16 protein-coding genes, 1 tRNA gene and 1 pseudogene are annotated in these 22,931 nt (G+C 44.8%); 7 read left to right on the top strand and 11 right to left on the bottom strand.

What is annotated here, in order from left to right:
- Positions 1 to 103 precede the first annotated feature (103 nt).
- The 5 genes from ONT08_RS12250 to ONT08_RS12230 form a co-directional block, all read right to left on the bottom strand.
- Entirely contained in the window at positions 104 to 967 is an 864-nt protein-coding gene (locus tag ONT08_RS12250) for a DUF4923 family protein (RefSeq protein WP_264960058.1), read from the bottom strand.
- A gap of 734 nt (positions 968 to 1,701) precedes the next feature.
- Positions 1,702 to 4,524, bottom strand: coding sequence for a M16 family metallopeptidase (locus ONT08_RS12245; RefSeq protein WP_264960057.1), 2,823 nt, complete (start codon positions 4,522 to 4,524; stop codon positions 1,702 to 1,704).
- A gap of 238 nt (positions 4,525 to 4,762) precedes the next feature.
- Entirely contained in the window at positions 4,763 to 6,145 is a 1,383-nt protein-coding gene (locus ONT08_RS12240; RefSeq protein WP_117586961.1) for an MATE family efflux transporter, read from the bottom strand.
- 91 nt (positions 6,146 to 6,236) lie between these two features.
- A complete protein-coding gene (locus tag ONT08_RS12235) occupies positions 6,237 to 6,884 on the bottom strand; it encodes an FKBP-type peptidyl-prolyl cis-trans isomerase (RefSeq protein ID WP_119236341.1) in 648 nt (215 codons plus the stop codon).
- Positions 6,885 to 6,902: 18 nt separating this feature from the next.
- Positions 6,903 to 8,465 (bottom strand): glycine--tRNA ligase, encoded by a 1,563-nt coding sequence (locus tag ONT08_RS12230; protein ID WP_117693376.1) that lies wholly within the window; start codon positions 8,463 to 8,465, stop codon positions 6,903 to 6,905.
- A 105-nt stretch (positions 8,466 to 8,570) separates the two neighbouring features.
- On the opposite strand from ONT08_RS12230, the gene ONT08_RS12225 reads away from it, so the two are divergent.
- Positions 8,571 to 11,432 (top strand): DNA gyrase/topoisomerase IV subunit A, encoded by a 2,862-nt coding sequence (locus ONT08_RS12225; RefSeq protein ID WP_254974536.1) that lies wholly within the window; start codon positions 8,571 to 8,573, stop codon positions 11,430 to 11,432.
- A 239-nt stretch (positions 11,433 to 11,671) separates the two neighbouring features.
- On the opposite strand, the gene ONT08_RS12220 is transcribed toward ONT08_RS12225, so the two are convergent.
- Positions 11,672 to 12,949 carry a histidine-type phosphatase gene (locus ONT08_RS12220; RefSeq protein ID WP_118200169.1) on the bottom strand — a complete coding sequence of 426 codons (1,278 nt, stop codon included), beginning with the start codon at positions 12,947 to 12,949 and terminating at the stop codon, positions 11,672 to 11,674.
- 40 nt (positions 12,950 to 12,989) lie between these two features.
- Positions 12,990 to 14,105 (bottom strand): SGNH/GDSL hydrolase family protein, encoded by a 1,116-nt coding sequence (locus ONT08_RS12215; RefSeq protein ID WP_264960056.1) that lies wholly within the window; start codon positions 14,103 to 14,105, stop codon positions 12,990 to 12,992.
- A gap of 181 nt (positions 14,106 to 14,286) precedes the next feature.
- Between ONT08_RS12215 and ONT08_RS12210 the strand changes: the two genes are divergently transcribed.
- The 4 genes and pseudogenes from ONT08_RS12210 (at position 14,287) to ONT08_RS12195 (ending at position 16,043) form a co-directional block, all read left to right on the top strand.
- Positions 14,287 to 14,368 (top strand) — tRNA-Leu (locus tag ONT08_RS12210).
- A 256-nt stretch (positions 14,369 to 14,624) separates the two neighbouring features.
- Positions 14,625 to 14,822 (top strand): helix-turn-helix transcriptional regulator, encoded by a 198-nt coding sequence (locus tag ONT08_RS12205; RefSeq protein WP_022121448.1) that lies wholly within the window; start codon positions 14,625 to 14,627, stop codon positions 14,820 to 14,822.
- 61 nt (positions 14,823 to 14,883) lie between these two features.
- A pseudogene (locus tag ONT08_RS16505) lies at positions 14,884 to 15,392 on the top strand (DUF1016 N-terminal domain-containing protein); the annotation flags it as partial.
- A 33-nt stretch (positions 15,393 to 15,425) separates the two neighbouring features.
- Positions 15,426 to 16,043: a DUF1016 domain-containing protein gene (locus ONT08_RS12195; protein WP_264964858.1), complete on the top strand. Its 618-nt coding sequence runs from the start codon at positions 15,426 to 15,428 to the stop codon at positions 16,041 to 16,043.
- Between the two features lie 76 nt (positions 16,044 to 16,119).
- On the opposite strand, the gene ONT08_RS12190 is transcribed toward ONT08_RS12195, so the two are convergent.
- Both ONT08_RS12190 and ONT08_RS12185 read right to left on the bottom strand, forming a co-directional pair.
- Positions 16,120 to 16,404 (bottom strand): hypothetical protein, encoded by a 285-nt coding sequence (locus tag ONT08_RS12190; RefSeq protein ID WP_119236557.1) that lies wholly within the window; start codon positions 16,402 to 16,404, stop codon positions 16,120 to 16,122.
- A 14-nt stretch (positions 16,405 to 16,418) separates the two neighbouring features.
- Positions 16,419 to 18,551, bottom strand: coding sequence for a Tex family protein (locus ONT08_RS12185; protein ID WP_118254670.1), 2,133 nt, complete (start codon positions 18,549 to 18,551; stop codon positions 16,419 to 16,421).
- Between the two features lie 366 nt (positions 18,552 to 18,917).
- On the opposite strand from ONT08_RS12185, the gene ONT08_RS12180 reads away from it, so the two are divergent.
- On the top strand, positions 18,918 to 19,451 hold the full coding sequence (locus tag ONT08_RS12180) for an outer membrane beta-barrel protein (RefSeq protein ID WP_117586956.1): 534 nt from the start codon (positions 18,918 to 18,920) through the stop codon (positions 19,449 to 19,451).
- A 784-nt stretch (positions 19,452 to 20,235) separates the two neighbouring features.
- Here the strand turns inward: ONT08_RS12180 and ONT08_RS12175 are convergent.
- Positions 20,236 to 21,696: a sensor histidine kinase gene (locus tag ONT08_RS12175; RefSeq protein ID WP_117586955.1), complete on the bottom strand. Its 1,461-nt coding sequence runs from the start codon at positions 21,694 to 21,696 to the stop codon at positions 20,236 to 20,238.
- A gap of 5 nt (positions 21,697 to 21,701) precedes the next feature.
- Entirely contained in the window at positions 21,702 to 22,397 is a 696-nt protein-coding gene (locus ONT08_RS12170) for a response regulator (RefSeq protein ID WP_006848519.1), read from the bottom strand.
- A gap of 246 nt (positions 22,398 to 22,643) precedes the next feature.
- Between ONT08_RS12170 and ONT08_RS12165 the strand changes: the two genes are divergently transcribed.
- Positions 22,644 to 22,898, top strand: a complete 255-nt coding sequence (locus tag ONT08_RS12165; RefSeq protein WP_118200151.1) for an XRE family transcriptional regulator — start codon at positions 22,644 to 22,646, stop codon at positions 22,896 to 22,898.
- The last annotated feature ends 33 nt before the right edge of the window (positions 22,899 to 22,931 follow it).

The raw sequence follows: 22,931 nt of genomic DNA, 5'->3' as shown, positions 1-22,931 counted from the left end.
GCAAAAGCATAGCTTAAAAGATGCTTTCCTTCTTACAGGGCGATTATCATCTACTGAGCCTACTCCAACAGAAGGCTCGGATATGGGGATTCTATCCTTCAAATTACTTAGTCATCTCGAAACCTACACGCATACCATCGTAATTATTGGCGATAGTACCGAGAGCGCTGAGGGTAGAACTGCCCTTGAGGGAACCGATGGTCTTGATGAGGTTGAGCAACTTCTTCTGGTCGAAGAGCAGGCTGATGCCGTTGGCTGTCTTCGTAGCATAACCAGACATACTCAAGATTAATCCCTTCATCTGAATGGCATGAGTCTTCTCATCAAAAGTATAATTACCCTGCCATGACTTGCCGTCAATCTTGGCTGCGAAAGTGCCATCCGCATTGAAGGTAAAATAGGTATTTGAGCCGCTGAAACCAAACTTGCTGTAATACTCACCCAACTTCTCCTCTACCTTGTTGGCAGCAATCTCACCGCCAGCCTGTGCCAGGAGATTCTCTGAAGTAAAGGCGCATCCTGGCTTGCTGTACTTCCAGGTATGGGCACAGAGATCCTGCTTGCTGAAGGTACCTGAACCGATTACATTATTCAGAATGCCATTGATAATGCTGCTACCTGCAGAGCTGCTGCTGTTAGAGCTTCCGCCCATCACAGCACCCAAGATACCAGCTATGGCAGAACCTGCATTGCTGGTTGTACTGGTAGAAGTGGCGGAATTGCTGGTTGTTGCTGCAGCAGTTGTTGTCGCTGCTGTTGTGTTAGATGCAGCAGAAGTTGTTTTCTTTGTAGAAGTCTTCTTGTTCGTAGTCTTCTTAGAAGTCTTCTTTGTTGTCTTCTTAGTCGTTTTCTTAACCGGCATCATCTCAGACATTGAGGCATTGAGCGCTGCCTCGTTCATAGCGCTTGCGTTGCTGCCAGCTGTGCATGCGAGCACGAGGGCAGCCAAAAGAAATACCTTTTTCATTGCTTTCTATATATTTATTTTTATCACTCTTATTTATATATACCCAATACTTCCTATTGTCCTTTCGGGTGCAAAGTTCGCAAAAAAATCGGGAATACGATAAGAAAAATCCCTATTTCGCGGTATGAATCTCCCTAAAAACTCAGCATTTCTGCTCTTTCTACGTTATTATAGACGATTGCGATGACAATTCGTTTAAAAGATAATGAAAAAAACGTTCAGGAAATACCAATTATCATTCTAAAGGGGGGAAACTGTTCAAATGATTGCACATTTTTTTGACATAAATCAAAAAATAACGAATAAAACACGCATTTTCATGCATTTTGTACCTAGAAATAGGTAGAAACCCCTATCTTTGCAAGCGGTTAACAAATATCAATAGGTTATGAATGATTTAATTAAGGTAAATTCAGAAAATCAGAATCAGGCTATCGATAGATGCCAACAGATTCTTCAGGATCGCCGCGAGGCTCTTGCCTCTAAGGCAAAGAGAAGAGGTTAATACTCTTCAGAAACATGACGTAAAGGAGGAAAGATGATGCTCTTATACATATATAATAAGGACGCATCCTTTCTTTTTAAAGAGAGATTTTTCGAAACGACTCTTAAATGATGAGTTTCAAAAATTTTGGGAAAAGAAAAAAAACGTAAAAATCCCGTTGTCAGCCATCTGGCTTGTACAACGGGATTTTTTCGTTTATTATTCAAGTTTATTATATCAAGTCCGAGATTTACTTCTCGTTCTTCACTGCCTTCATGATAATCTCGAAATGATTACCACTCTTCAAGATGACATTCTTCAGGAAGTCTGAAATCTCAGATGCCTTCAGATTCTTCACCATCTCCTTGTAATCGCTATGAGTATCAACACCCATACGCTCGTATGTGCTCAACGCACCAAGCCAATAACCATTGGTTTTTTCGCTAACAGCAGCCTGCTTCAGGAGAATCTCCTTTACCTTCTGAAGGTCTTCTGCATTTGGCTGGGCGATGGTCTCGTCCATACCCTTGAAGAAGTAAGGAATAGCGATATCCGACTTCTCTGGGTTCAACTGAGCCACGGCTGAAATAGAGATGGCAGCCTTGTTATCATAATCGCGAAGCAAACCATAGTTTGCACCTGCATGATAAGCAGCACTGAGTTCCTCACGGATAGTACGCAAATACTTCATCTCCAGCAAACGGGCAGAAACATCAGCAAGAACCATATACTGCAAGGTGAATGGAGCCTTGGTATACCAGATCTCTGTTGCCTGGTTCTGTGGATTCTCCATTGCCTTGGTAAAGACATTGCTTACCTTACCATTAGCATAAGGAATCTGCTTGTTCTTAAGCTTGAAGCCATTGTTTGGCAGACTGGCGATATACTGCTCGATGAGTGGGAGGAGAGTCTTCTCATCATAGTTACCTACGAAATAGAAGGTGAAGTCCTTGGCATTGCCGTAGAACTGCTTACCAATCTCCAGGATACGGTCGTAGTTGATATCCTTTATATCGCTTGCCTCTGGCACACGGGCAAGTTTGCTACCCAAATAGAGAGTGCTCTGAACTGAATCCTGATATACGAGGCTTGGATTGTTGCTCTTGTTGGCAAGAACAGTAGCCATCATGCTCTTCATATTGTCGAAGCTCTTCTGGTCCTTGCTTACTGCGGTCATCTTGAGATAGATGAGCTGCATCAGGGTTTCGATGTCCTTAGGAGTAGAATTACCCTTCAAACCATGATTAAAAGGACTCAAGCTGAACGAAACGCCAGCCTGCTTACCAGCCAAAGCCTTATCAAGCTCATTGCTTGAGAAATCGCCAAGACCACTAGCATCGAGCACATCTGCTGCAAATGTAGCATTCAGGAAGTCTTCCTTGCCGAAAGTAGAATAGCCTACATTGGCTGAAGCTGCGAAAGTAATCTCATTGTCCTTGAAATCGGTCTTCTTCAATACCACCTTAGCGCCATTAGAAAGAGTCAACTCCTTGAAGCCCAACTTCTTGTTCTCGACAGTCTTCTTAATCTTACCAGCCTTAGGAGCCTGAGCGATGAGAGGTTCCTGCTTAACATTATCCACATAAGCCTCGAGCTTTTCAGCACGTACCTGCTTTACGATGGCAGAGAGTTCCTGCTCGGTAGGATAAACGGCACCAGCCTGCTCGCGCATCATTACCAATGATACAAGGTTGGTATCGCTCTGGCAAACCAACTGCTTGGCATAGCTGTTGATAACCTCAAGAGGCAAGTTTGGAACTACCATCTTCCAGATCTGGCTCTCCTCTTCTACTGACGGAATAGGCTCGTTAGAAATGAAGTTATCCACATACTGGGTGGTAAACTGCTCGTTCTTCATCTTATCCTTGTTGGCAAGAGCCTTGTCAACCTGGCTCATGAATTCATCCTTGGCACGCTGATACTCTGTAGCTGTGAAACCAAACTCGTGCATACGCTGTGCCTCGCGGAGAACAGCAGCATAAGCCTCCTTAATCTTTCCTGGCTTAGCTACACCGGTAAGGGTGAAAGCATCCTTTGTGCTTGAAATCAGGTATGAACCATCACCGGCATTTGCCTGGAGATATGGACAATCTGGCTCCAATGCCTTCTCTGCATAACGGGCAGCAATCATAGAAGAAATCACGTTATCCATGTATCCCTTCAGGAGATAGCTCATATTGCCCTTCAGAGAATCTGGCACAGCATTGTGCTTCATATAAATCTGGAAGAGATCAACCTGCTGCTCCTTATCCTTGTCGATAACATAGATGGCTGAATCATTATCAGATACTTCTACCTTCTCTATCTTAGCGGCATTCTTAGGTACCTTGATACCTGAGAAGAGTTCCTTAATCTTAGCTTCGATATGATTTACATCTACATCACCCACGATGATAATAGCCTGATTGTCTGGGCGATACCATTTGCGGTAGTAAGCACGGAGAGTTTCTGGCTTACAGCCATCGATAACGCTCATCAAACCGATAGGGAAACGGTAGCCATACTTTTCGCCCTGATAGAGCTTAGGAAGTGAACGCTCTATCATGCGCTGCTGACCTACAATGCGCATACGGTACTCATTGTGCACCACATCACGCTCGCTCTCGATAGCATCTTCAGTAAGACTGATACCATTACTCCAGTCCTTGAGGATAAGCATACATGAGTCTACCGCTGTTGTACGGGTAGTAGGAACATCTGTGAAGTAATAAACAGTCTTCTCTACTGCTGTATAGGCATTGAGATTACGGCCATACTGTACACCGATGCTCTGCAGATAGTCCTGCAGAGAGTTGCCCTTGAAATGGTCGGTACCATTGAAGGCAAGATGCTCCAAGAGGTGAGCCAAACCGCGCTGGTCATCATTCTCATTGATAGAACCCACTTTCTGAGCGATGTAGAAACTGGCCACATTCTCAGGATAACTGTTGTGACGAATGTAGTAAGTCAATCCATTATCAAGACGACCTATCTTCACATTCTTGTCTACCGGAATAGCTGGCATCTGCTGTGCCATCGCTGTACCTGCAGAAAGGAACAGCACAACTGCTGCAAAAATCTTTCTTAGTTTCATCTGATTTTAATTATTTATGTATTTATTGTTTTCTATATCATTCTTGCTTTATACCTTATTATATATATCATGCTACTTAACAAGTTCACCTATATATAACGACAAAACCAGTGACATGGTTACTGTCTGCGATGCAAAATTAAGAAAAATAAAAAAGATTTGCAAACATTTTAGAGAATATCTTCGCGATGTATGCAAATCTTAACCTAAAACTAACATTGGAGGCAGAAAAACAATCCTAACCTACATGAAAACTCTTCATCCATGAACCTCTGAAGAGGCGGATAAGGAAGAGGATTCCCCTGAATGTGAGTTCGATAGCCATCGCTATCCATACTCCCTCCAAGCCATAGCTCTTGGAAAGAGCATAAGCCAGAGTGAGGCGCACCAGCCACATGGTACCGAGATTGATCATCGCCGGTTTCCTGGTATCGCCCGCTCCTACACAAACACAATAGGTCACGATGCTAGCTGCAAAGAATGGTTCAGCAAAAGCCTCGATGCGCAAACAGATGGTACCCATCTCACGGATGCTTTCTACCGGAGAAAGAACGCCAATCATCTCAGGAGCAAAGACATACATCACCACTCCCATCACAGCCATCACAGCCATTCCCAGTCCTACTGTCATATAAGCAAAATTCTTGCACAAACCTACTCGCCCTGCTCCATGCGTCTGTCCCACCAGAGTAGTAGCCGCATCACCAATACCATAGCCCGGCATATAGCAAAGACTCTCTGCCGTAATAGCAAAAGAATGGGAAGCAATGGCTATATTGCCAAGAGGTGCCACAATCATGGTACTCACTATCTGTGCCCCGCTCATCAATATGTTCTGTATGGCTATCGGAATGCTGATTTTACAGGCATTATGAACATACGACCTGACCCAACGGAAACGGACATGGTCCTGACGGAGATTCAGTATCTTATTCTTGAAACCAGCAAGATAAAGATTAGGCAGAGAGATGCAGACATAAGCCATCGCCGTTCCTAAGGCAGCCCCCACAACACCCAACTTCAGGATATAGATAAACAGGTAATTGAACACCACATCGCAGATGCAGATCAATACAGCCATCACACTAGGCGTATGCATATTGCCCGCAGATTTCAGCATCATCTCGGATATATGATAAAGGAAAACGAATGGAAGTACCAGACCGTATATCAGAAAATAGCGAGAGGAATTGGTGGCTATATCAGCACCTCCACCCAGCCAATAAGGCAGATAAGCATGAATGCCGACACAGAGAAGAGAAACAAAAATGCTGAACGCCACACCGCAAATCAGCGCATGACGAAACACCTGACGGGCATTTGCAAAATCATTGGCTCCGATAAAATGAGCTACCTGTACAGAAAAGCCAGTAGCAGCTGCACTGAGCAAGCTACCTATAAGCCAGGTAGTTGACTCAATCAATCCGATACTGGCAGAAGCCTCTGCTCCCAGATGACCCACCATAGAAGCATCGATGAAGAACATCATCACCGTAGAAATCTGAGCCAGCATAGAAGGTATACTCAACCCTACAATAAGATTGAGTTTCTCGCGCCGATCCATCTCCCTACCCAGGCGAATCGACTCCATCAAATAATCTGTCTTCTTGCTATAAAGCATAAATTAATTTCTCGTATATCGCTCATACAAAAAAATATGTGCATATATCATTTCAAACATATGCACATACTTTTTCTCTTAATCTTTATTCTTATTCAGTAATCCACTTCTTGCCAGAAGCTCTCTTATAACTCTTGAGCACCATCTCAAAACGGAGCATTGAATAGCCTTGGATTGAAGAATTACCGCTTGCTCCATAAGCCAGCTGGTATGGAATGAACACCTGCCAATGGTCGCCCGGATGCATCTTGAGCAATGCGGTGGTAAAGCCATCGATAAATCCACCGACCACACTACGGATAGGATTAGCTGTAGCAGCATCAAAAGTACCCGTAAAACTCTGGTCGAAGACGTAACCTTCCTTATAATTATCAGTAGGAATGAAACGGCCACGATAGCTCACCTGTACCGAATCGGTAAGGATAGGAGAAGTTGTACCCTCTCCCTTCTTCAGAACATGAACGATGATATTATCGCAATCCTTATAAGTAAGGGTCGCTAAATTACCATTCTGATCTTTGTTCGGAGTCTGGTTTTCGAACGTCCAGTTCTTATAAACGTACCAGCCGTTAGCTTCACCCATCTTTCTGGCATAAGCCAATGTATCGGCAAAAGCCTGCTCGTTACGCTCCTGCCAGTTGGCATATTCCGAGACATTATCATCATCTTCGCTGCATGATGACAGCGTGATCACTGCCATCATGAGGAAGAAGAAATATTTCAAACTCTTAAGATTCATCTAAATGTATTTGATTAATTAGAAGTTCTTGATTTCCTTGCCAAGCTTCTTCAATACGCTAGTGATGCTTACGCGCTCCTCGATGATGCTGCGAAGATCTGAGATAGCTACGCGCTCCTGCTCCATGGTATCACGATAACGCAGAGTTACCTTATGATCGTTTGGAGTCTCGTGGTCTACGGTGATACAGAATGGAGTACCGATAGCATCCTGACGGCGATAACGCTTACCGATAGAATCCTTAGGATCGCCATAGTGAGTATTGAAGTGGAACTTCAGTTCGTCTACAATCTCGTGAGCCAACTCTGGCAAACCATACTTCTTATCCAATGGGAACACAGCACACTTAACAGGTGCCAAAGCCTCTGGCAAACGCAAAACAACACGTGTCTCGCCATTCTCCAGCTTCTCCTCGCAGTAAGAGTGGCACATTACGCTGAGGAACATACGGTCAACACCGATAGATGTCTCTACATCGTAAGGTACATAGCTCTCGTTCTTCTCTGGATCGAAGTACTTGATAGAACGGCCGCTGTACTTCTCGTGCTGAGAAAGGTCGAAATTGGTACGGCTGTGGATACCCTCAACCTCCTTGAAACCGAATGGCATCTTAAACTCGATGTCGGTAGCAGCATTGGCATAGTGAGCCAGTTTCTCGTGATCGTGATAACGGTAGTTCTCATTACCCATACCGAGAGCCTCGTGCCAAGCCAGACGAACCTTCTTCCAATACTCAAACCACTTCATCTCAGTACCAGGCTGGCAGAAGAACTGCATCTCCATCTGCTCGAACTCACGCATACGGAATACGAACTGACGGGCAACAACCTCGTTACGGAAAGCCTTACCAATCTGGCAGATACCGAATGGCAACTTCATACGGCCGGTCTTCTGAACACTCAGGTAATCTACGAAGATACCCTGAGCAGTCTCAGGACGGAGATATACCTTGCTTGTAGCATCGCTTGCCGCACCCATCTGGGTAGAGAACATCAGATTGAACTGACGGACATCAGTCCAGTTCTTGGTACCGCTGATAGGACAAACAATACCCTCATCCTCGATAATCTGCTTCAGCATCTCCAGGTTAGGACCCTGCATAGCCTCAGTATAGCGGGCATGGAGGTCATCAAACTTCTTCTGGTTCTCCAGAACGCGAGGATTAGTTGCACGGAACTGAGCCTCATCAAAGCTATCGCCGAAGCGCTTCTGAGCCTTGGCAATCTCCTTGGCAATCTTCTCCTCATACTTAGCCATGTGATCCTCGATGAGCACATCGGCACGATAACGCTTCTTTGAATCGCGGTTATCAATCAACGGGTCGTTGAAAGCATCTACGTGTCCAGATGCCTTCCATACTGTAGGGTGCATGAAGATAGCTGCATCGAGACCAACAATGTTCTCGTGCAACAACACCATACTCTGCCACCAGTACTGCTTGATATTGTTTTTGAGCTCAACACCATTCTGACCATAGTCATAAACGGCAGCCAAGCCATCATAAATTTCACTACTTGGGAACACGAAGCCATATTCCTTACAATGGCTTACAATTTTCTTAAAAACATCTTCCTGTGCCATGATTAAATCTTATTTTTTTCAAATTTTCGGCAAAGATACTCTTTTTTCTCGAAAAAATGTTGTATTTTTGCCATAAATTAATAAAATAAGTATTAAAAGCTATATATGAGCGACGAAATTAAAGATAAAAACGGTCTTGAAGAGGAAAAATCACCAAATTTGGAAAATTCTTCTGCAGAATCTGAACAGGATGCTGCGGAAGATGCCAACGAGGAGATTTCGACCGAGAAACATTCCGATTATAAGCCGGTGAACCGATTCGATGCTTCTGCTGTACATCACCTCAGCGGAATGTATCAGAACTGGTTCCTCGACTATGCATCGTATGTTATCCTCGAACGTGCCGTTCCTCATATTGAGGATGGTTTGAAACCGGTACAGCGACGCATCCTCCACTCTATGAAGCGCATGGACGACGGAAGATACAACAAGGTTGCCAATATCGTGGGACATACCATGCAGTTTCACCCTCATGGCGATGCGTCTATCGGAGATGCTTTGGTACAGATGGGACAGAAAGACCTGCTCATCGATACGCAGGGTAACTGGGGAAACATTCTTACGGGCGACCGTGCTGCGGCTCCCCGATATATCGAGGCACGTCTCTCTAAGTTTGCTCTCGACGTGGTTTTCAATCCTAAAACTACCGACTGGCAACTCTCTTATGATGGCAGAAACAAGGAGCCTATCACGCTCCCTGCCAAATTCCCGTTGCTCCTGGCACAAGGTGCCGAGGGTATTGCCGTGGGATTGAGCAGTAAGGTTTTGCCACATAATTTCAATGAGATTTGCGATGCTGCCGTCCACTATCTCAAGGGCGAGCCATTCCAACTCTATCCCGATTTCCCTACAGGCGGTGCCATCGATGTAAGTAAATACAATGATGGACAGCGAGGTGGTGCATTGAAGGTAAGAGCCAAAATCGACAAGCTCGACAACAAGACACTTGTTATCAGCGAGATACCATTCAGCAAGACTACAGGAAGCCTCATCGATTCTATCACAAAAGCGGTAGAAAAGGGTAAAATAAAAGCACGCAAGGTAGATGACGTTACTTCGGCAAATGTTGAGATTCTTGTGCATCTGGCACCAGGAACCTCATCAGATAAAACGATGGATGCACTCTACGCATTCAGCGATTGCGAAATTAATATCTCGCCCAACTGCTGTGTCATCGAAGACAACAAGCCTGTATTCCTCACCATCAGCGATGTGTTGCGCCACAGCGTAGACCGCACAATGGGATTGCTGCGCAAGGAGCTGATGATCAGAAAGGGTGAATTGGAGGAACAACTCTTCTTCTCTTCTCTCGAACGGATTTTCATTGAGGAACGCATCTACAAGGAGCGAAAGTTTGAGCAGAGTAAGAGTCAGGATGAGGTTGTTGCCTTCATCGATTCTAAACTCGAACCATTCAAGGACAAACTCTTTACTGCCGAAGTAGATGGTAAGGGTATGGTAGAATATGCCTTCCATCGGGAAATTACCCGCGAGGACATTCTCAAACTCCTGGAAATCAAGATGCAGCGAATCCTTAAATATAATAAGGATAAGGCAGACGAACTGCTGATGAAGATTAAGGCTGAACTTGCTGAGATTGAGAACGACCTGGCTCACATGACCGATGTTACTATCAACTGGTTTGAATATCTCAAGGGAAAATACGGAAAGAACCATCCTCGCAAAACAGAAATCAGAAACTTCGATACCATTGAGGTGACTAAGGTGGTAGAGGCTAACCAGAAACTCTATATCAACCGTCAGGAAGGTTTCGTTGGTACAGGGTTGAAGAAGGATGAATTCGTATGCAACTGCTCCGACCTCGATGACATCATCATCTTCTATAAGGATGGCAAGTTTAAAGTCACCAAGGTAGCAGACAAGATATTCGTCGGTAAGAATATCCTCCATGTACAGGTATTCAAGAAGAACGATAAGCGCACCATCTACAACTGTGTTTACCGCGACGGCAAACAAGGCGATTACTTCATCAAGCGATTCAATGTAACCGCCATGACCCGCGACAAGCTGTATGACATCACCCAGGGCACACCTGGCAGCCGCGTCATTTATTTCACCGCCAACCCGAATGGAGAGGCAGAAATCATCAAGTGTACGATGGAGCCAGACCTGACGAAGAAACGCCAGAGCATCTTTCTGGAGAAGGATTTCTCAGACATTCTGATCAAGGGACGTGCTGCCAAAGGAAATCTCCTGACCAAGCGCACCATTCGCCGCATCGGTCTGAAGAGTCACGGCCACAGCACGTTAGGAGGCAGAAAGGTTTGGTTCGATCCAGACGTAAACCGCATCAACTACGATGAGAACGGACGATTCCTAGGCGAATTCAATGATGATGATTCTATCTTGGTAGTACTCGACAACGGTGAATTCTACATCACCAATTTCGATGTCAACAACCACTACGAGGACAACATCATCCGCTTAGAGAAATGGGATGAGCACAAGATCTGGACGGCTATCCTCTACGATGCCGACAATCAGGGATATCCATACATCAAGCGATTCACGATGGATGCCACCAAGCGCCATCAGAATTTCATGGGCGAGAACCCAAACTGCAAGCTCATCTTGCTTACCGACACGGTATATCCACGCATCAAGGTTACTTATGGCGGTGTGGATGCCATCCGTCCTGCCGAAGAAATCGATGCAGAACAGTTCATTGCACAGAAGAGTTTCAAGGCAAAGGGTAAGCGCCTCACGACATGGAAGATTGAAAGTATCGAGGAACTGGAACCAACCCGATTCCCTGAACCTCCTTCTGAGGATAATGATGAGGAACCGGATGGTTCTGACTCTGAGAATGAAGGTGAAAACCTTGATCCAGATGCCGGCAAAAGCGAGCAACAGGTGATTGACGAACTGACTGGTCAGACCAACCTCTTCTCAGAAAAAGATTTCGAAGAAGACCAGAAGGATAAAGACTGGTTATCGAAGCAATAAAAAGCGCTAAGAAAGCGAAAAAGAAAGCGCAAGGAAAGCAGCAAGGAAAGCGCAAGAAAAGCGCCCATCATAAAAAAGGAGCTTAAGCCCCAAAAGCTTAAGCCCCTTTTTTATTATCTAGCCATTTGCGTTTCGCGTTTCAGCATTTCGCGTTCAGCAAAAAAGAAGCCAGTCCCCCTCCTGCCCCCGTTCCAGGCGATTCCATCGCCTGTCCCCCCAGCAGTCAGTAGCCTTCATTTTTACCTTTTATACCCCGCCAGCTTTTTCAGGCAGTATTCCTTAAAGTCATTCCAGTGGTAATAAGGTGCCACATCGCTCTTGATAGGCAAAGTAGCCTCATCTTCATTCAAAAGCACCTTTACCAATACATCATTCGCCTTGTTTCTATAAAAAACAAACTGCAAATTCGTAGCCATCGGGGTAATCTTATAATCCCACCATTGAGAAGCAATCTTCTCCGGATCCTTAATCTCTTCGCCATATCCATTCAAATCCAGCAAACAGGTAAGCGGAGTAACCATCGTATCGTGTCCATATCTCAATGTAGCTCCCGGATGCGGCAAGGCGATGCAGCTATCCGCCTTCTGGATAATGTTTCTCAAGAGATTGCGCTGGGAGAACGGCTGCACATTGCCCGTATAAGGCGAGTTGCCGTAAGCCATCTGCCACCAGATGTTGGCATTCTGCCAGTTCTGATACAGTTCCTCCTCCGTAAAGAGGTCATAGAGCGAAACCTTGCCTCTCAGTTCCGTGCCTTGGATTGAGCTTGCCATCTCATAGAGTTTTCTGTTCAGGTCACTCTGGTTGATATTCTGCTTCACCCAGGCAGGATCGTTGAACAGTTCCTGCATCACACGGCTATAGCTAACGTGCTTCTGTGCAAATTCCTGCTGTGCCACCTTGATACCCACGCTGTTTTTCAAGCTGTCCAGGTATCTGTCGTCTTGGTTCATATAATACATATCATGCTCGCTGGCATCATGGAAGATATGAAGTTTCGGATTGATACGCAGCATCTGCTGCAAACCGTTCTCCATAGAGAGGATGCATCGGATTACCAAAGTACTTCGGGCTTCGATATTCGTATTACCGGCAAAAATCTCAGGGAAGCGCTCCATCATTCTTCTGGTGATACCCTGATGCTGGAGAGCTCCGAGCGGAGTCAGTTCGCCATCGCGCCCCTTCGCCTCCTCACGAATCATCTTCACCTTAGCCAGCGTTTCCTCGCCCTTAGCTGTCAGTTTGCCCTCCTGCTTCGCTTTAAGCAGAGAGAAATAAGGCACATCATAAGCCTTCTTGCCAATCATATAACGGGAACCATGCCGGCCATAATGGCTCAGATAGAAAGGCTTATAACCTTTAGGAGCCACAGTCAACTGCTTCTGCGGACCACGATAAGCTACATAGTTACTACCCGAAAGCGTAATATCCCGCTTGAAATCCTCTTGTGGAGTCTGTGCTGTCAGAGGCATCGCCAATGTAAGAGATGCCAACAATAATAGATTTTTTGTGTTCATTGTTATCATATAATTTTGTTTTGGAAACATGCAATTTCATTTAATTCCAATTCATCAGTTTTCTCAGGAACGGAAGCAATTCTGCAGCCATCTTCCGATGCTGCAGCATACTAGGATGCCAGCTGGCGCCATAACCTAAATCTCCTTTCTGGAAACTGAAATCGAAACGGTAAATGTTCTTATCGGTTTTATTGGCATCTGCACAGATTCTATCAAGCACAGTTCGTTGCTTGCTACTCTCCTTCTCGCCGAGCATCGGACCTGTCAACATCACAATCTTTGCATGAGGATACTTGCTACGTACCGTTTTAAGAAACATGCGATAATTCTTCTCGTAGAGTTGAATATCATAATTCTTGGTAGAAAGATCGTTCGTACCCAGATTGATGCAGACTAACTGAGGCTGATACTTGGCAAAATCCCATTTTTCATCATGCTGGTCAAATAAGGTATATTCATATTGCCAAGGCATGTTATCGGCATCACCCGTCTTCGGACCATTATAATTACGATATACACCGATACCACTGCGGGAGATAGAAGTATGCTGGGCCTTCAGACTGTCACTTACGATATTGGCATAAGTAAGCCAATGGTTCTCCGTTTCATCTTCAAAAGGATCAGACATGTTGATACTTTCTACGCCATAACCGCAGGTGATGGAGTTTCCGATAAATTCAATCTTCCGTTCCGGAAGAGCCGGAGCCTCAACGAGCTGACATCCCTTATCAAGAACGAATCCCCTGAATTCCGGTTTGCGGAACAAGCCTTCTATCACATACATCACCTTAGCATGATGCACCCCCTTTGGCAAAGCCGCAGCCAGGGTTACAACCGAATCGCGTTCGGCATTAAAGCCCACTTTGAAAGGTTCACAACCATCAATCTGCGCCATGAAATATCCAGTTTTCGGGCGACACAGCATTTTCAGAGAAGACCCTTGAAAACTAGCCTCAATCGTAGTTCCCGGATAATTGAAACTGGCTACATCAGGATTCTTAGCAAAGCTCACACGCCCAACATACTGAATCATCGGATGAGAAGCCTTTACAACCTCTCCCACAATAGGAAGAGTAGTTGATTTCTTCACATTTTCAGCCATCATCGTGGTAGAAACCATCAATGTAGCCAGCATCATAACCCATACTTTTTTCATATTCCTGTTATTTAGTTTTTATCTGTCCTTACCATTCAGCCTTCATTTTTGCAAAGTAAAGACAAAACAATATCTGTTTGCAAAATTACCATTATTTCTCGTAAAAAGCAAGTAAAACCATCATTTTTTTCATTTTTATTCTTTTTATTCAAATTATTATTGTATCTTTGCACCCAAAAATGCGCTTGTGGCGAAATTGGTAGACGCGCTAGACTTAGGATCTAGTGGTTTAGGCCGTGTAGGTTCGAGTCCTATCAGGCGCACCGAAGAAAATCCTAACTGCTTGATAATAAGCGGTTAGGATTTTCTTCATTCTAGAAATTGCCAACATTTTGCCAACATAATTCCAAACTAAATTGAATCGGTTGGCAAAAACAAGGCTTCATTTTACATACTTTCACACGATTACATGCTATAACACAAGCGCTTTTTGTTATATCTTGTTAAAGATTACACTATAGGCACATCGTTATAAAAATAAATCACTAAATTTGCATCTAAAGCAATAAATTGAACGTTATGGAAGATTTAAACCTGCTAAAATTGGTCTTAGTAAAAAAGAAAAAGACCAACAAATGGCTTGCAGAACAGTTGGGAGTAAACCAAACAACTGTTTCTAAATGGTGTACCAACACCACACAGCCAGATTTAATGACTTTAAAAAAGATTTCAGAGTTGTTAGATGTCAGCGTAAGTGAAATTATTAACTTCGATTAAACAAAGAAGAAGCTATGAGTAGAAATTATAAAACAGTTGAACTGCATTGGTTTCAGTGCTAATGCTGGAAAGGAATAATAAGATGAACAATATAACTAAAGACGGCAATACATTGTTGCCTACTGGCTATATTCAATGGCGTAAAGACATTGAACAGCTGATTGACACTGCAAAGTTGAAAACGGCTATCAGTATCAATATGGGAACATTGTCGCTATATTGGAATATAGGGAAACAAATTATAGAGAAGAAGGAACAAATAGGTTGGGGAAAACAGGTAATTGCCCAATTGTCAAAAGATCTTTGTTCTCGTTTCCCTGATGACAGAGGTATTCGGAACGCAACCTGAGGAACATGAAAAGATTTGCTGAAGCGTATCCGACTTTTCCAATTTGGCAAGTGCCACTTGCCAAATTAAAGGAACTGCCAATTTTGCAAGTGACACTTGCAGAATTGGAGAGTGAAGGCAAGGAGTTTGTTCAAGTACCACTAGCACAAATATCTTGGTATCACCATATTTCCCTGTTATCCAAGGTAAAAGACGAAGCACAACGTGCCTACTATATAACAGAAACAGCACAGAATGGGTGGAGTCGAGATGTGATGCTTCTCCAAATAGACAATGGATATATCCATGCTAAAGGGCATGCAATTAATAATTTTGAACAGACCTTGCCACCTCTTCAGTCAGACTTGGCTCGTTACATATTCAAAGACCCTTACAATTTCTCGTTCATTGGAACGGTGGCATTGCAAAATGAATTGGATATAGAAAAGTCCTTGACAAGCAAGATAACAGATTTTCTCCTCGAGATGGGACGTGGTTTTGCATACATAGGCAGACAATACCATATTTCCGTAGATGGGGATGATTATTATATCGACTTGCTGATGTACCATCTCAAACTGCATTGCTATGTTGTAGTGGAATTGAAAGCCGTGGAGTTCAAACCAGAGTTCGTTAGCAAACTGAACTTCTATATTTCTGCAGTTGATGACATTGTGAAATCCCCAGAAGACAAACCTACCATTGGCTTGCTTCTCTGCCGAACCAAGAGCAACAAGAAAGCTGAGTTTTCGCTTCGTGGCATTACCCAACCTATGGGAATTGCACAATACGAAACAGAAAAACTCTTTGCTGATGTAGCATCGGCATTGCCACAGATTGAGGAAATAGAGGAGAAACTTGAAAAATCAGAGGGAAAATCGGATAAAGAGTAATACATGGTTATTTCCATTTTGGAAATAACCATAATATATATAGGAATAACACAGAAAATACGAAACAGAGAGATACCTACATCATCCCTTCCAGTTTTTCCTGCGCCTCGCGCATATCTTTTTCAAAATTCACATGGTCTAGAAGGAATTCCGTTCTGCCTTGCGAAAGAAGAAGATAGAGCTGCGGATTCATACCCTCTACATACTGGGCGATGGCATACTCTATATCATCACGCTGCGTAGGATTGGTGGAAAATTCAAAAACCCTAAGCTTTTGATGAATAAAGCAATATGCCGACTCTATACAATCTCTGGTAATGCCCCCTGCCGAGAGAGCATCACCATTATTATTCTGATTCATTCTGAATATCCTTTTTATTTCACGCCCTTCATCGACAAGGCGATGCGCTTGCGCTTCAAATCTACTTCTGCCACTCTCACCATCACATGCTCATGAAGCTTTACCACCTCAGAAGGATCCTGAATGTAACGGTTTGACATCTGGGATACATGAACCAGACCATCGTTGTGGACACCTATATCTACAAAGGCACCAAACTTGGTAATGTTGGTAACAATGCCCGGCACAACCATACCCACCTGCAAATCCTCTATCTCCTTGATGCTGGCATCAAACTCAAACTTCTCCACCTCACCACGAGGATCCAAACCCGGCTTGTCAAGCTCAGCCATGATATCGGTCAAAGTAGGCATACCCACCTCAGCACTCACATATTTTCTGATATCAATCTTCTTCTGCAGCGCCTTGTCTTCTACCAGCTGCTTCACCGTTACGCCCTGATCTTTCGCCATCTGCTCTACCAGCGCATAGCGCTCCGGATGAACGGCACTGTTATCCAAAGGATTCCTGGCGCCTGGAATGCGGAGGAAGCCGGCACACTGCTCAAAGGCTGAAGGACCCAGACGTGGCACCTTCTTCAACTGGGCACGGGAAGCGAAGGCTCCATTCTCGCGGCGATATTCCACGATGTTCTTGGCAAGCGTAGGTCCCAAACCGCTCACATAGGTCAGCAGATGCTGCGATGCGGTATTCAGGTTGACACCCACCGAGTTCACGCAACTCATTACCACCGTATCCAGACTCTTCTTCAACTGAGTCTGATCCACATCATGCTGATACTGTCCCACACCGATGCTCTTCGGATCAATCTTCACCAACTCAGCAAGCGGATCCATCAATCTTCGTCCGATGCTCACAGCACCACGCACGGTAACATCCTCATCCGGGAACTCATCTCTTGCAATCTTCGAAGCCGAATAGATAGAAGCGCCATCCTCGCTCACCACATAGATATCTACCGGATGAACGAAATCGATACTATGCAGCCAGTCGCTGGTTTCGCGGCTTGCCGTACCGTTACCTACAGCCATTGCCTCCACCTGATACATCTTAACCATGCGCTGGATGGCAGCCGTTGCCTCGCTCTTCCTGTTGCGGGGAGGATGAGGATAAACGATTTCATGATGAATCAGATTGCCCTGCGCATCGAGACAGCAAGTCTTGCAACCATTGGCAAAACCTGGGTCAACCGCCATCACGCGTTTCTGTCCGAGAGGAGCCGCCAACAGAAGCTGGCGCAGGTTTTCGGCGAAGACCACAATAGCCTCCTCATCCGCCTTCTGCTTGCTGAGCGCAGCAAATTCGGTTTCAATGCTAGGCTTCAGCAGTCGCTTAAAGGCATCATCCACCGCTTCACCCACCAGCGTCTGGCACTCACCGAAACCATGTACATAGTGGCGCTTCAGTTTATCCTGACACTGCTCATCATCAGCCGAGATGCTGACACGCAAGAATCCAGCTGCCTCGCCTCTACGCATAGCCAGCAGTCGGTGCGAAGAACATTTCTTCAATGGTTCTGAGAAATCGAAATAGTCGGAGAAGCGCTGCGCCTCTTCCTCATCCTTCTTCTTGGCTACCACCTTAGAAGTGATGATGGCACCGCGTCTGAACTCACCGCGAATCTGATTGCGACTCTGCTCATTTTCGCTTACGGTTTCAGCGATGATGTCTTTGGCTCCCTGAAGTGCAGCCTCCACATCCTTCACCTTATCGCCCACAAACTTCCTGGCAGCCTGTTCCGGATTGCGCTCACGCTGGAAGAGGAGCAGCTGTGCCAGAGGCTCCAAGCCTGCCTCACGTGCTATCTGTGCACGGGTGCGGCGCTTAGGCTTATAAGGAAGATAGATATCTTCCAGTTCGGTGGCATCCCAGCACTGTTCGATGCGTTTTTTCAGTTCATCCGAGAGCTTTCCCTGTTCCTCGATGGTTTTGAGGATAGTCTCTTTTCTCTTCGCCATCTCAGAGAGTTTCTCGTTAGCCTGTGCGATGGCTTCAATGTTTACCTCGTCCATATTACCGGTTTTCTCCTTGCGGTATCGCGAGATAAACGGAATGGTGCAGCCCTCTTCGAGCAGCGCCAGAGTATTTTCTACAGCCTGCTCCTTCAGATTGAGCTGGGCTGCTATCAGCTTTGTAAATTGATTCATTTATGATATTAATAAAAAAAGATTCAAACTGTTTGTTCATGCAAAGATAGAGAAAAAAGTTGGTTTGCCCAAATATTCCCTTATATTATTTGGCGGTTTCACTAAAAAATCGCAGCTTTGCAGCAGAAATAGCTTTAGATACATTCAGCATGCCCGATTTTCTTGATTTACATCAACAATACGGCTTGTTTTGCAAGAAAAACTGAGAAATAGTTTTGAGTTTCAAGTTATTTCCTATACCTTTGCCGCCGAATTAGAGAGTGCAGGGCATGTCTGGGATGTGCTTTGCTATCATAAATAAAGGGGCTGAAAAGCTACCTGATTAGAGTGATAAAATAAAGTAATAATTAAAAGAAAAGATTGATTATGAAGAAGATTATGTTGAGCCTTGCTATGGCTCTCGTTTCAGTTTGCGCTAGCGCACAGGTTTACATCGGTGGTACAGCTGGTATTTCCAGCAACAAGATAGGTGATGGTGACAGCAAGACAGCTTACACCTTGATGCCTGAAATCGGTTACGAATTCAACAACAAGTGGGAGGCTGGTCTCGAAATTGGTATCAAGAAGGGCGAAGTTTGCAAGCTTTCTCCTGTAGGTGAATCTACAACATTCACTGTAGCTCCTTACGTACGTTACACAGCCGTAGAAACCAAGTTGGTTAACCTCTTCGTAGAGGGTACAATCGGTTACAGCAGTTACAGCAAGGGCGGTGGCGATGCCTACGAGGCAGGCATCAAGCCAGGTTTGGCTGTTAAGCTTTCAGACCACGTAAACTTCATCACAAAGGTAGGTTTCCTCGGTTACAGAGGTTATTCTCCTGACCATGGTGACAACTCATCAACATTCGGACTTAACGTAGATGCGAGCAACATTTCATTTGGTGCTATCTACAAGTTCTAATCTTAGGGTGCTCATTTACTCATAAGCAATAATATCAGGGGCGCAAGCGATTCCTTTTCTGGAAACAGCTTGCGCCCCATTTTTATCTGCAAGCGTACACGCTTTTACTCTTCACTCTTCACCTTTCCTTCGGAAACCCCTGTGTTTATCGGCATTCCGAGGGGTGAAGAGTTTGCAGCGACTCTTCACCCACTCTTCACCACTCTTCACCGATTCCAAAGACCAACAGGCGTAAATTGCAGCGCAAGACCGCTAGGTGTTAAGGAGAGATGCAAGACCGCCAGGCTTCTCTAAGGAGGGTGTGCCATAAGTCTGGATAATAGTTTGGCGCATAACAGTTAACCATCGCATGCACATCACCTGTTGTGCATGCGCATATCAGCTATTATGCAAGCGCACAACAGCTGTTGTGCGACCGAAGATACTGACTGTTTCAACAACATATCCTAACTCTTCCAACAACATATTCTAACTCTTCCAACAACAAGAAGAGGATGAATCATAAACTTATGACACACCCTCCGCCGAACCAGCCAGGGTGAAGAGTGGTGAAGAGTGGGTGAAGAGTGTCCAAAAACTCTTCACCCCTCGAAACGCCCATAAACACTGGGGATTCCGAAGGAAAGGTGAAGAGTGAAGAGTATTTTCTTATCCTTTACTTACAACATTTTTACAGGCATTTACGCTGACTGTTGCAGTAGAACAGCCAACTGGCGAGCGTACGGCTAGTCAGCTGTTCTTCATTCGCCTGTACACTATTTCCGATTAACAGATAGCCATATTCCTACTTTTTAAGCGTAAATTCAAACTTCAAGCCGCCTTCCTGCTGATTGCTCACACGGATGGTTCCGCCATGTATGAGAACGGCATTCTTGACGATAGCAAGACCCAAACCGGTGCCACCCATCTTGCGGCTGCGTCCCTTATCTACCCGATAGAAACGCTCAAAAAGACGGGAGAGATGCTCGGCAGGAACTCCCTGACCATTATCACAGAAGATGAAATGCCACTTATTGCCCTGCTCCTTGGCACTCAACGTTATCTTACGCCCTTCGCCGGCATAAGCTATGGCATTGTCGGTAAGATTGCGGAACACACTATAGAGCAGACTACGGTTACCCTTCACGATAATATGCTGGTCGGGAAGAAGATTCTCGAAAGTCATCTTGTGTGACTCTCTTTCCAGCGCCGTCTCATGGGCTATTTCACTCACCATCTGCGTAATGTCTACCGCCTCGAAATCTATCATATCCGAACCGTCATCCAACCGGTTCAGGGTAGAGATGTCGCGGAGCAGAGAGGTGAGACGCTCGCTCTGGGCATAACAGCGCTGCAGAAACTGCGACTTCATCTCTTCGTTGATATGCGGATTGTCGAGTATCGTTTCCAGATACCCCTGAATACTTGCTACAGGAGTCTTCAGCTCGTGAGCGATATTCTGGGTAAGCTGCCGCTTCAGTACATCCTGTTCACGTCGGGTGGTCTGTATGCGCTTATACATCTTGATGATGCGCTCAGCTATCTCGCCCAACTCATCGTTAGGGAACTTGGCGAGATCTTCCACCTCTAGACTCTCGTTGTGGTCTGCCTTATAAGCAAAGATGCTCAGTTTGGAAACATTCTTAGCCAGACGGTCCGTAAAACGGTAAAGCACGATGGTAAGCAGAATGACAGCTACGATGGCAAACCAGATGAAATGCTGGTCGGCCTGCAGCGATTTTGCCAAATCATTATTGTAAGGTAGTGCCGTACGGATGATGAGCTTGCTTTCCGGAAAATAAGAAGCCACATAGAAATAATCATGCTTCAGGGTTTTAGACTGTCGCTCCACGCTTGAGCCTACCCTGTTTTTCAAGGCTTCTGCTATTTCCTCCCGTTTGGCATGGTTGGCAAAATGATCATAGTCGGAACTCATATTGTCATAAATCACCTTACCGTTAGGGCGCACCAGCGTAACACGAAGATCCTTGCTTTCATGTTCTCGGACAAAAGCCTGCAACTTCTCATGAGCCACAGTCACATCCCTATTGTGGATGCTATCCTGCAGAATAATTCCTTCACCAGGAGAGAGCGCCAGATCTTCTGCCAGCAGTTCATTATAATTTTCCAGCTTGATAGTAAGCGTACCTATTTTATACTGTTTCTCTCGTGCCTGCTGGAACACGATAAAACTGACGGCGAACACAAGGAACACCGCCAGTACACTGAAGTACAACTTTCTACCTACACTATTTAACTTAAACATTTTGATTACGCATCAAAATAATAACCGAACCCCAGACGGGTAACGATACACTTGGCAAACTTACCAATTTTCTTTCTCATACGGGTGATGTTGACATCCACCGTGCGGTCGAGTACCATCACATCCTTAGGCCATACCCGGTCGATAAGCTCCTGACGTGAGAACACCTTGCCGCGCTCTTCGAGGAAAAGACGCAGGAGTTCGAACTCGGTCTTGGTGAAAGGGATAGCCTCACCATCGATGCTCACCGTCTTCTTGTCAAGATTCAGTTGCAGTCCCTGATAGTTGATGATCTTCGATTCATCAGCATCGCCAGCCTGTTCAGCCGTACGGCGCAAGACGGCACGCACTCTGACCATCACCTCTCGGATAGAGAAAGGTTTCGAGATATAATCATCGGCACCGATATTGAATCCTGTCACCGTATCGTTTTCCGTATCACGGGCAGTAAGGAAGATGATTGGAACATTGGCTGTCATCGGATTGCCCTTCAACTGCTTAGCCAGCTGGAAGCCGCTCATTCCACCCATCATGACATCCAACAGCAGCAGGTCGAACGAAGCAATGTCCATCTCCAAAGCCTCTTCTGCCGAATTGGCAGTCTCTACCTCATATCCTTCTGTTTCGAGATTGAATTTCAGAATCTCACACAAGTCTTGCTCATCATCAACAACAAGTATTCTTTTCATATTCTCTTCCATATTTCATGTTATTTAAAATACCGCTGCAAAATTACGAATTTTCTTTCGTAATAAGCGTTACATTCGGTTACAATTTCGTGACATTTAGTTCTTTAGAGAAAAAAAATATAAAAAAACGGGGATTTTGTTACACATTTTAACTTAGTGTTCCAAATTCGCTACATGTTTCTTTGCTAGTTAGAAACAGAAATACTACTTTTGCACCCGATATAACTATAAGTGAGCATATAACACAACTGAAAGAGTATGAAAGATAAAGTAAATGCAATTCCCTTAATCGGTAAAATCATCAAAGAGGAATTAAACAAGCAAGGCAAGACTACAGTATGGCTTGCTGAAAAACTAGGCTGCCATCGTACTAATATATATAAGGTATACAGAAGAGCCACTATAGATACGGGTATGCTTTACCATATCTGTCAGTTGCTGAACATTCATTTGTTTAAGGTTTATTCAGACGCTTTGCGTAAACGCAAGAAAAAGAATCAAGATTTAAACTAAAAATAACTAAAACAATAAGACCTGAGGTTAATC

It is taken from the genome of Segatella copri (assembly GCF_026015465.1).
Lineage (GTDB): Bacteria > Bacteroidota > Bacteroidia > Bacteroidales > Bacteroidaceae > Prevotella > Prevotella copri_E.
The sequence above is the reverse complement of the archived record's forward strand: the minus strand, read 5'-3'. Positions and strand labels throughout refer to the sequence as shown.

Excerpts from the sequence above, each read along its gene's own strand:
- ONT08_RS12240 (WP_117586961.1), bottom strand. The coding sequence starts at position 6,145 with ATGCTTTATAGCAAGAAGACAGATTATTTGATGGAGTCGATTCGCCTG.
- ONT08_RS12250 (WP_264960058.1), bottom strand. The coding sequence starts at position 967 with ATGAAAAAGGTATTTCTTTTGGCTGCCCTCGTGCTCGCATGCACAGCT.
- ONT08_RS12165 (WP_118200151.1), top strand. The coding sequence starts at position 22,644 with ATGAAAGATAAAGTAAATGCAATTCCCTTAATCGGTAAAATCATCAAA.
- ONT08_RS12170 (WP_006848519.1), bottom strand. The coding sequence starts at position 22,397 with ATGGAAGAGAATATGAAAAGAATACTTGTTGTTGATGATGAGCAAGAC.
- ONT08_RS12220 (WP_118200169.1), bottom strand. The coding sequence starts at position 12,949 with ATGAACACAAAAAATCTATTATTGTTGGCATCTCTTACATTGGCGATG.
- ONT08_RS12230 (WP_117693376.1), bottom strand. The coding sequence starts at position 8,465 with ATGGCACAGGAAGATGTTTTTAAGAAAATTGTAAGCCATTGTAAGGAA.
- ONT08_RS12235 (WP_119236341.1), bottom strand. The coding sequence starts at position 6,884 with ATGAATCTTAAGAGTTTGAAATATTTCTTCTTCCTCATGATGGCAGTG.
- ONT08_RS12195 (WP_264964858.1), top strand. The coding sequence starts at position 15,426 with ATGCTTCTCCAAATAGACAATGGATATATCCATGCTAAAGGGCATGCA.
- ONT08_RS12215 (WP_264960056.1), bottom strand. The coding sequence starts at position 14,105 with ATGAAAAAAGTATGGGTTATGATGCTGGCTACATTGATGGTTTCTACC.
- ONT08_RS12190 (WP_119236557.1), bottom strand. The coding sequence starts at position 16,404 with ATGAATCAGAATAATAATGGTGATGCTCTCTCGGCAGGGGGCATTACC.
- ONT08_RS12245 (WP_264960057.1), bottom strand. The coding sequence starts at position 4,524 with ATGAAACTAAGAAAGATTTTTGCAGCAGTTGTGCTGTTCCTTTCTGCA.
- ONT08_RS12205 (WP_022121448.1), top strand. The coding sequence starts at position 14,625 with ATGGAAGATTTAAACCTGCTAAAATTGGTCTTAGTAAAAAAGAAAAAG.
- ONT08_RS12175 (WP_117586955.1), bottom strand. The coding sequence starts at position 21,696 with ATGTTTAAGTTAAATAGTGTAGGTAGAAAGTTGTACTTCAGTGTACTG.
- ONT08_RS12225 (WP_254974536.1), top strand. The coding sequence starts at position 8,571 with ATGAGCGACGAAATTAAAGATAAAAACGGTCTTGAAGAGGAAAAATCA.
- ONT08_RS12185 (WP_118254670.1), bottom strand. The coding sequence starts at position 18,551 with ATGAATCAATTTACAAAGCTGATAGCAGCCCAGCTCAATCTGAAGGAG.
- ONT08_RS12180 (WP_117586956.1), top strand. The coding sequence starts at position 18,918 with ATGAAGAAGATTATGTTGAGCCTTGCTATGGCTCTCGTTTCAGTTTGC.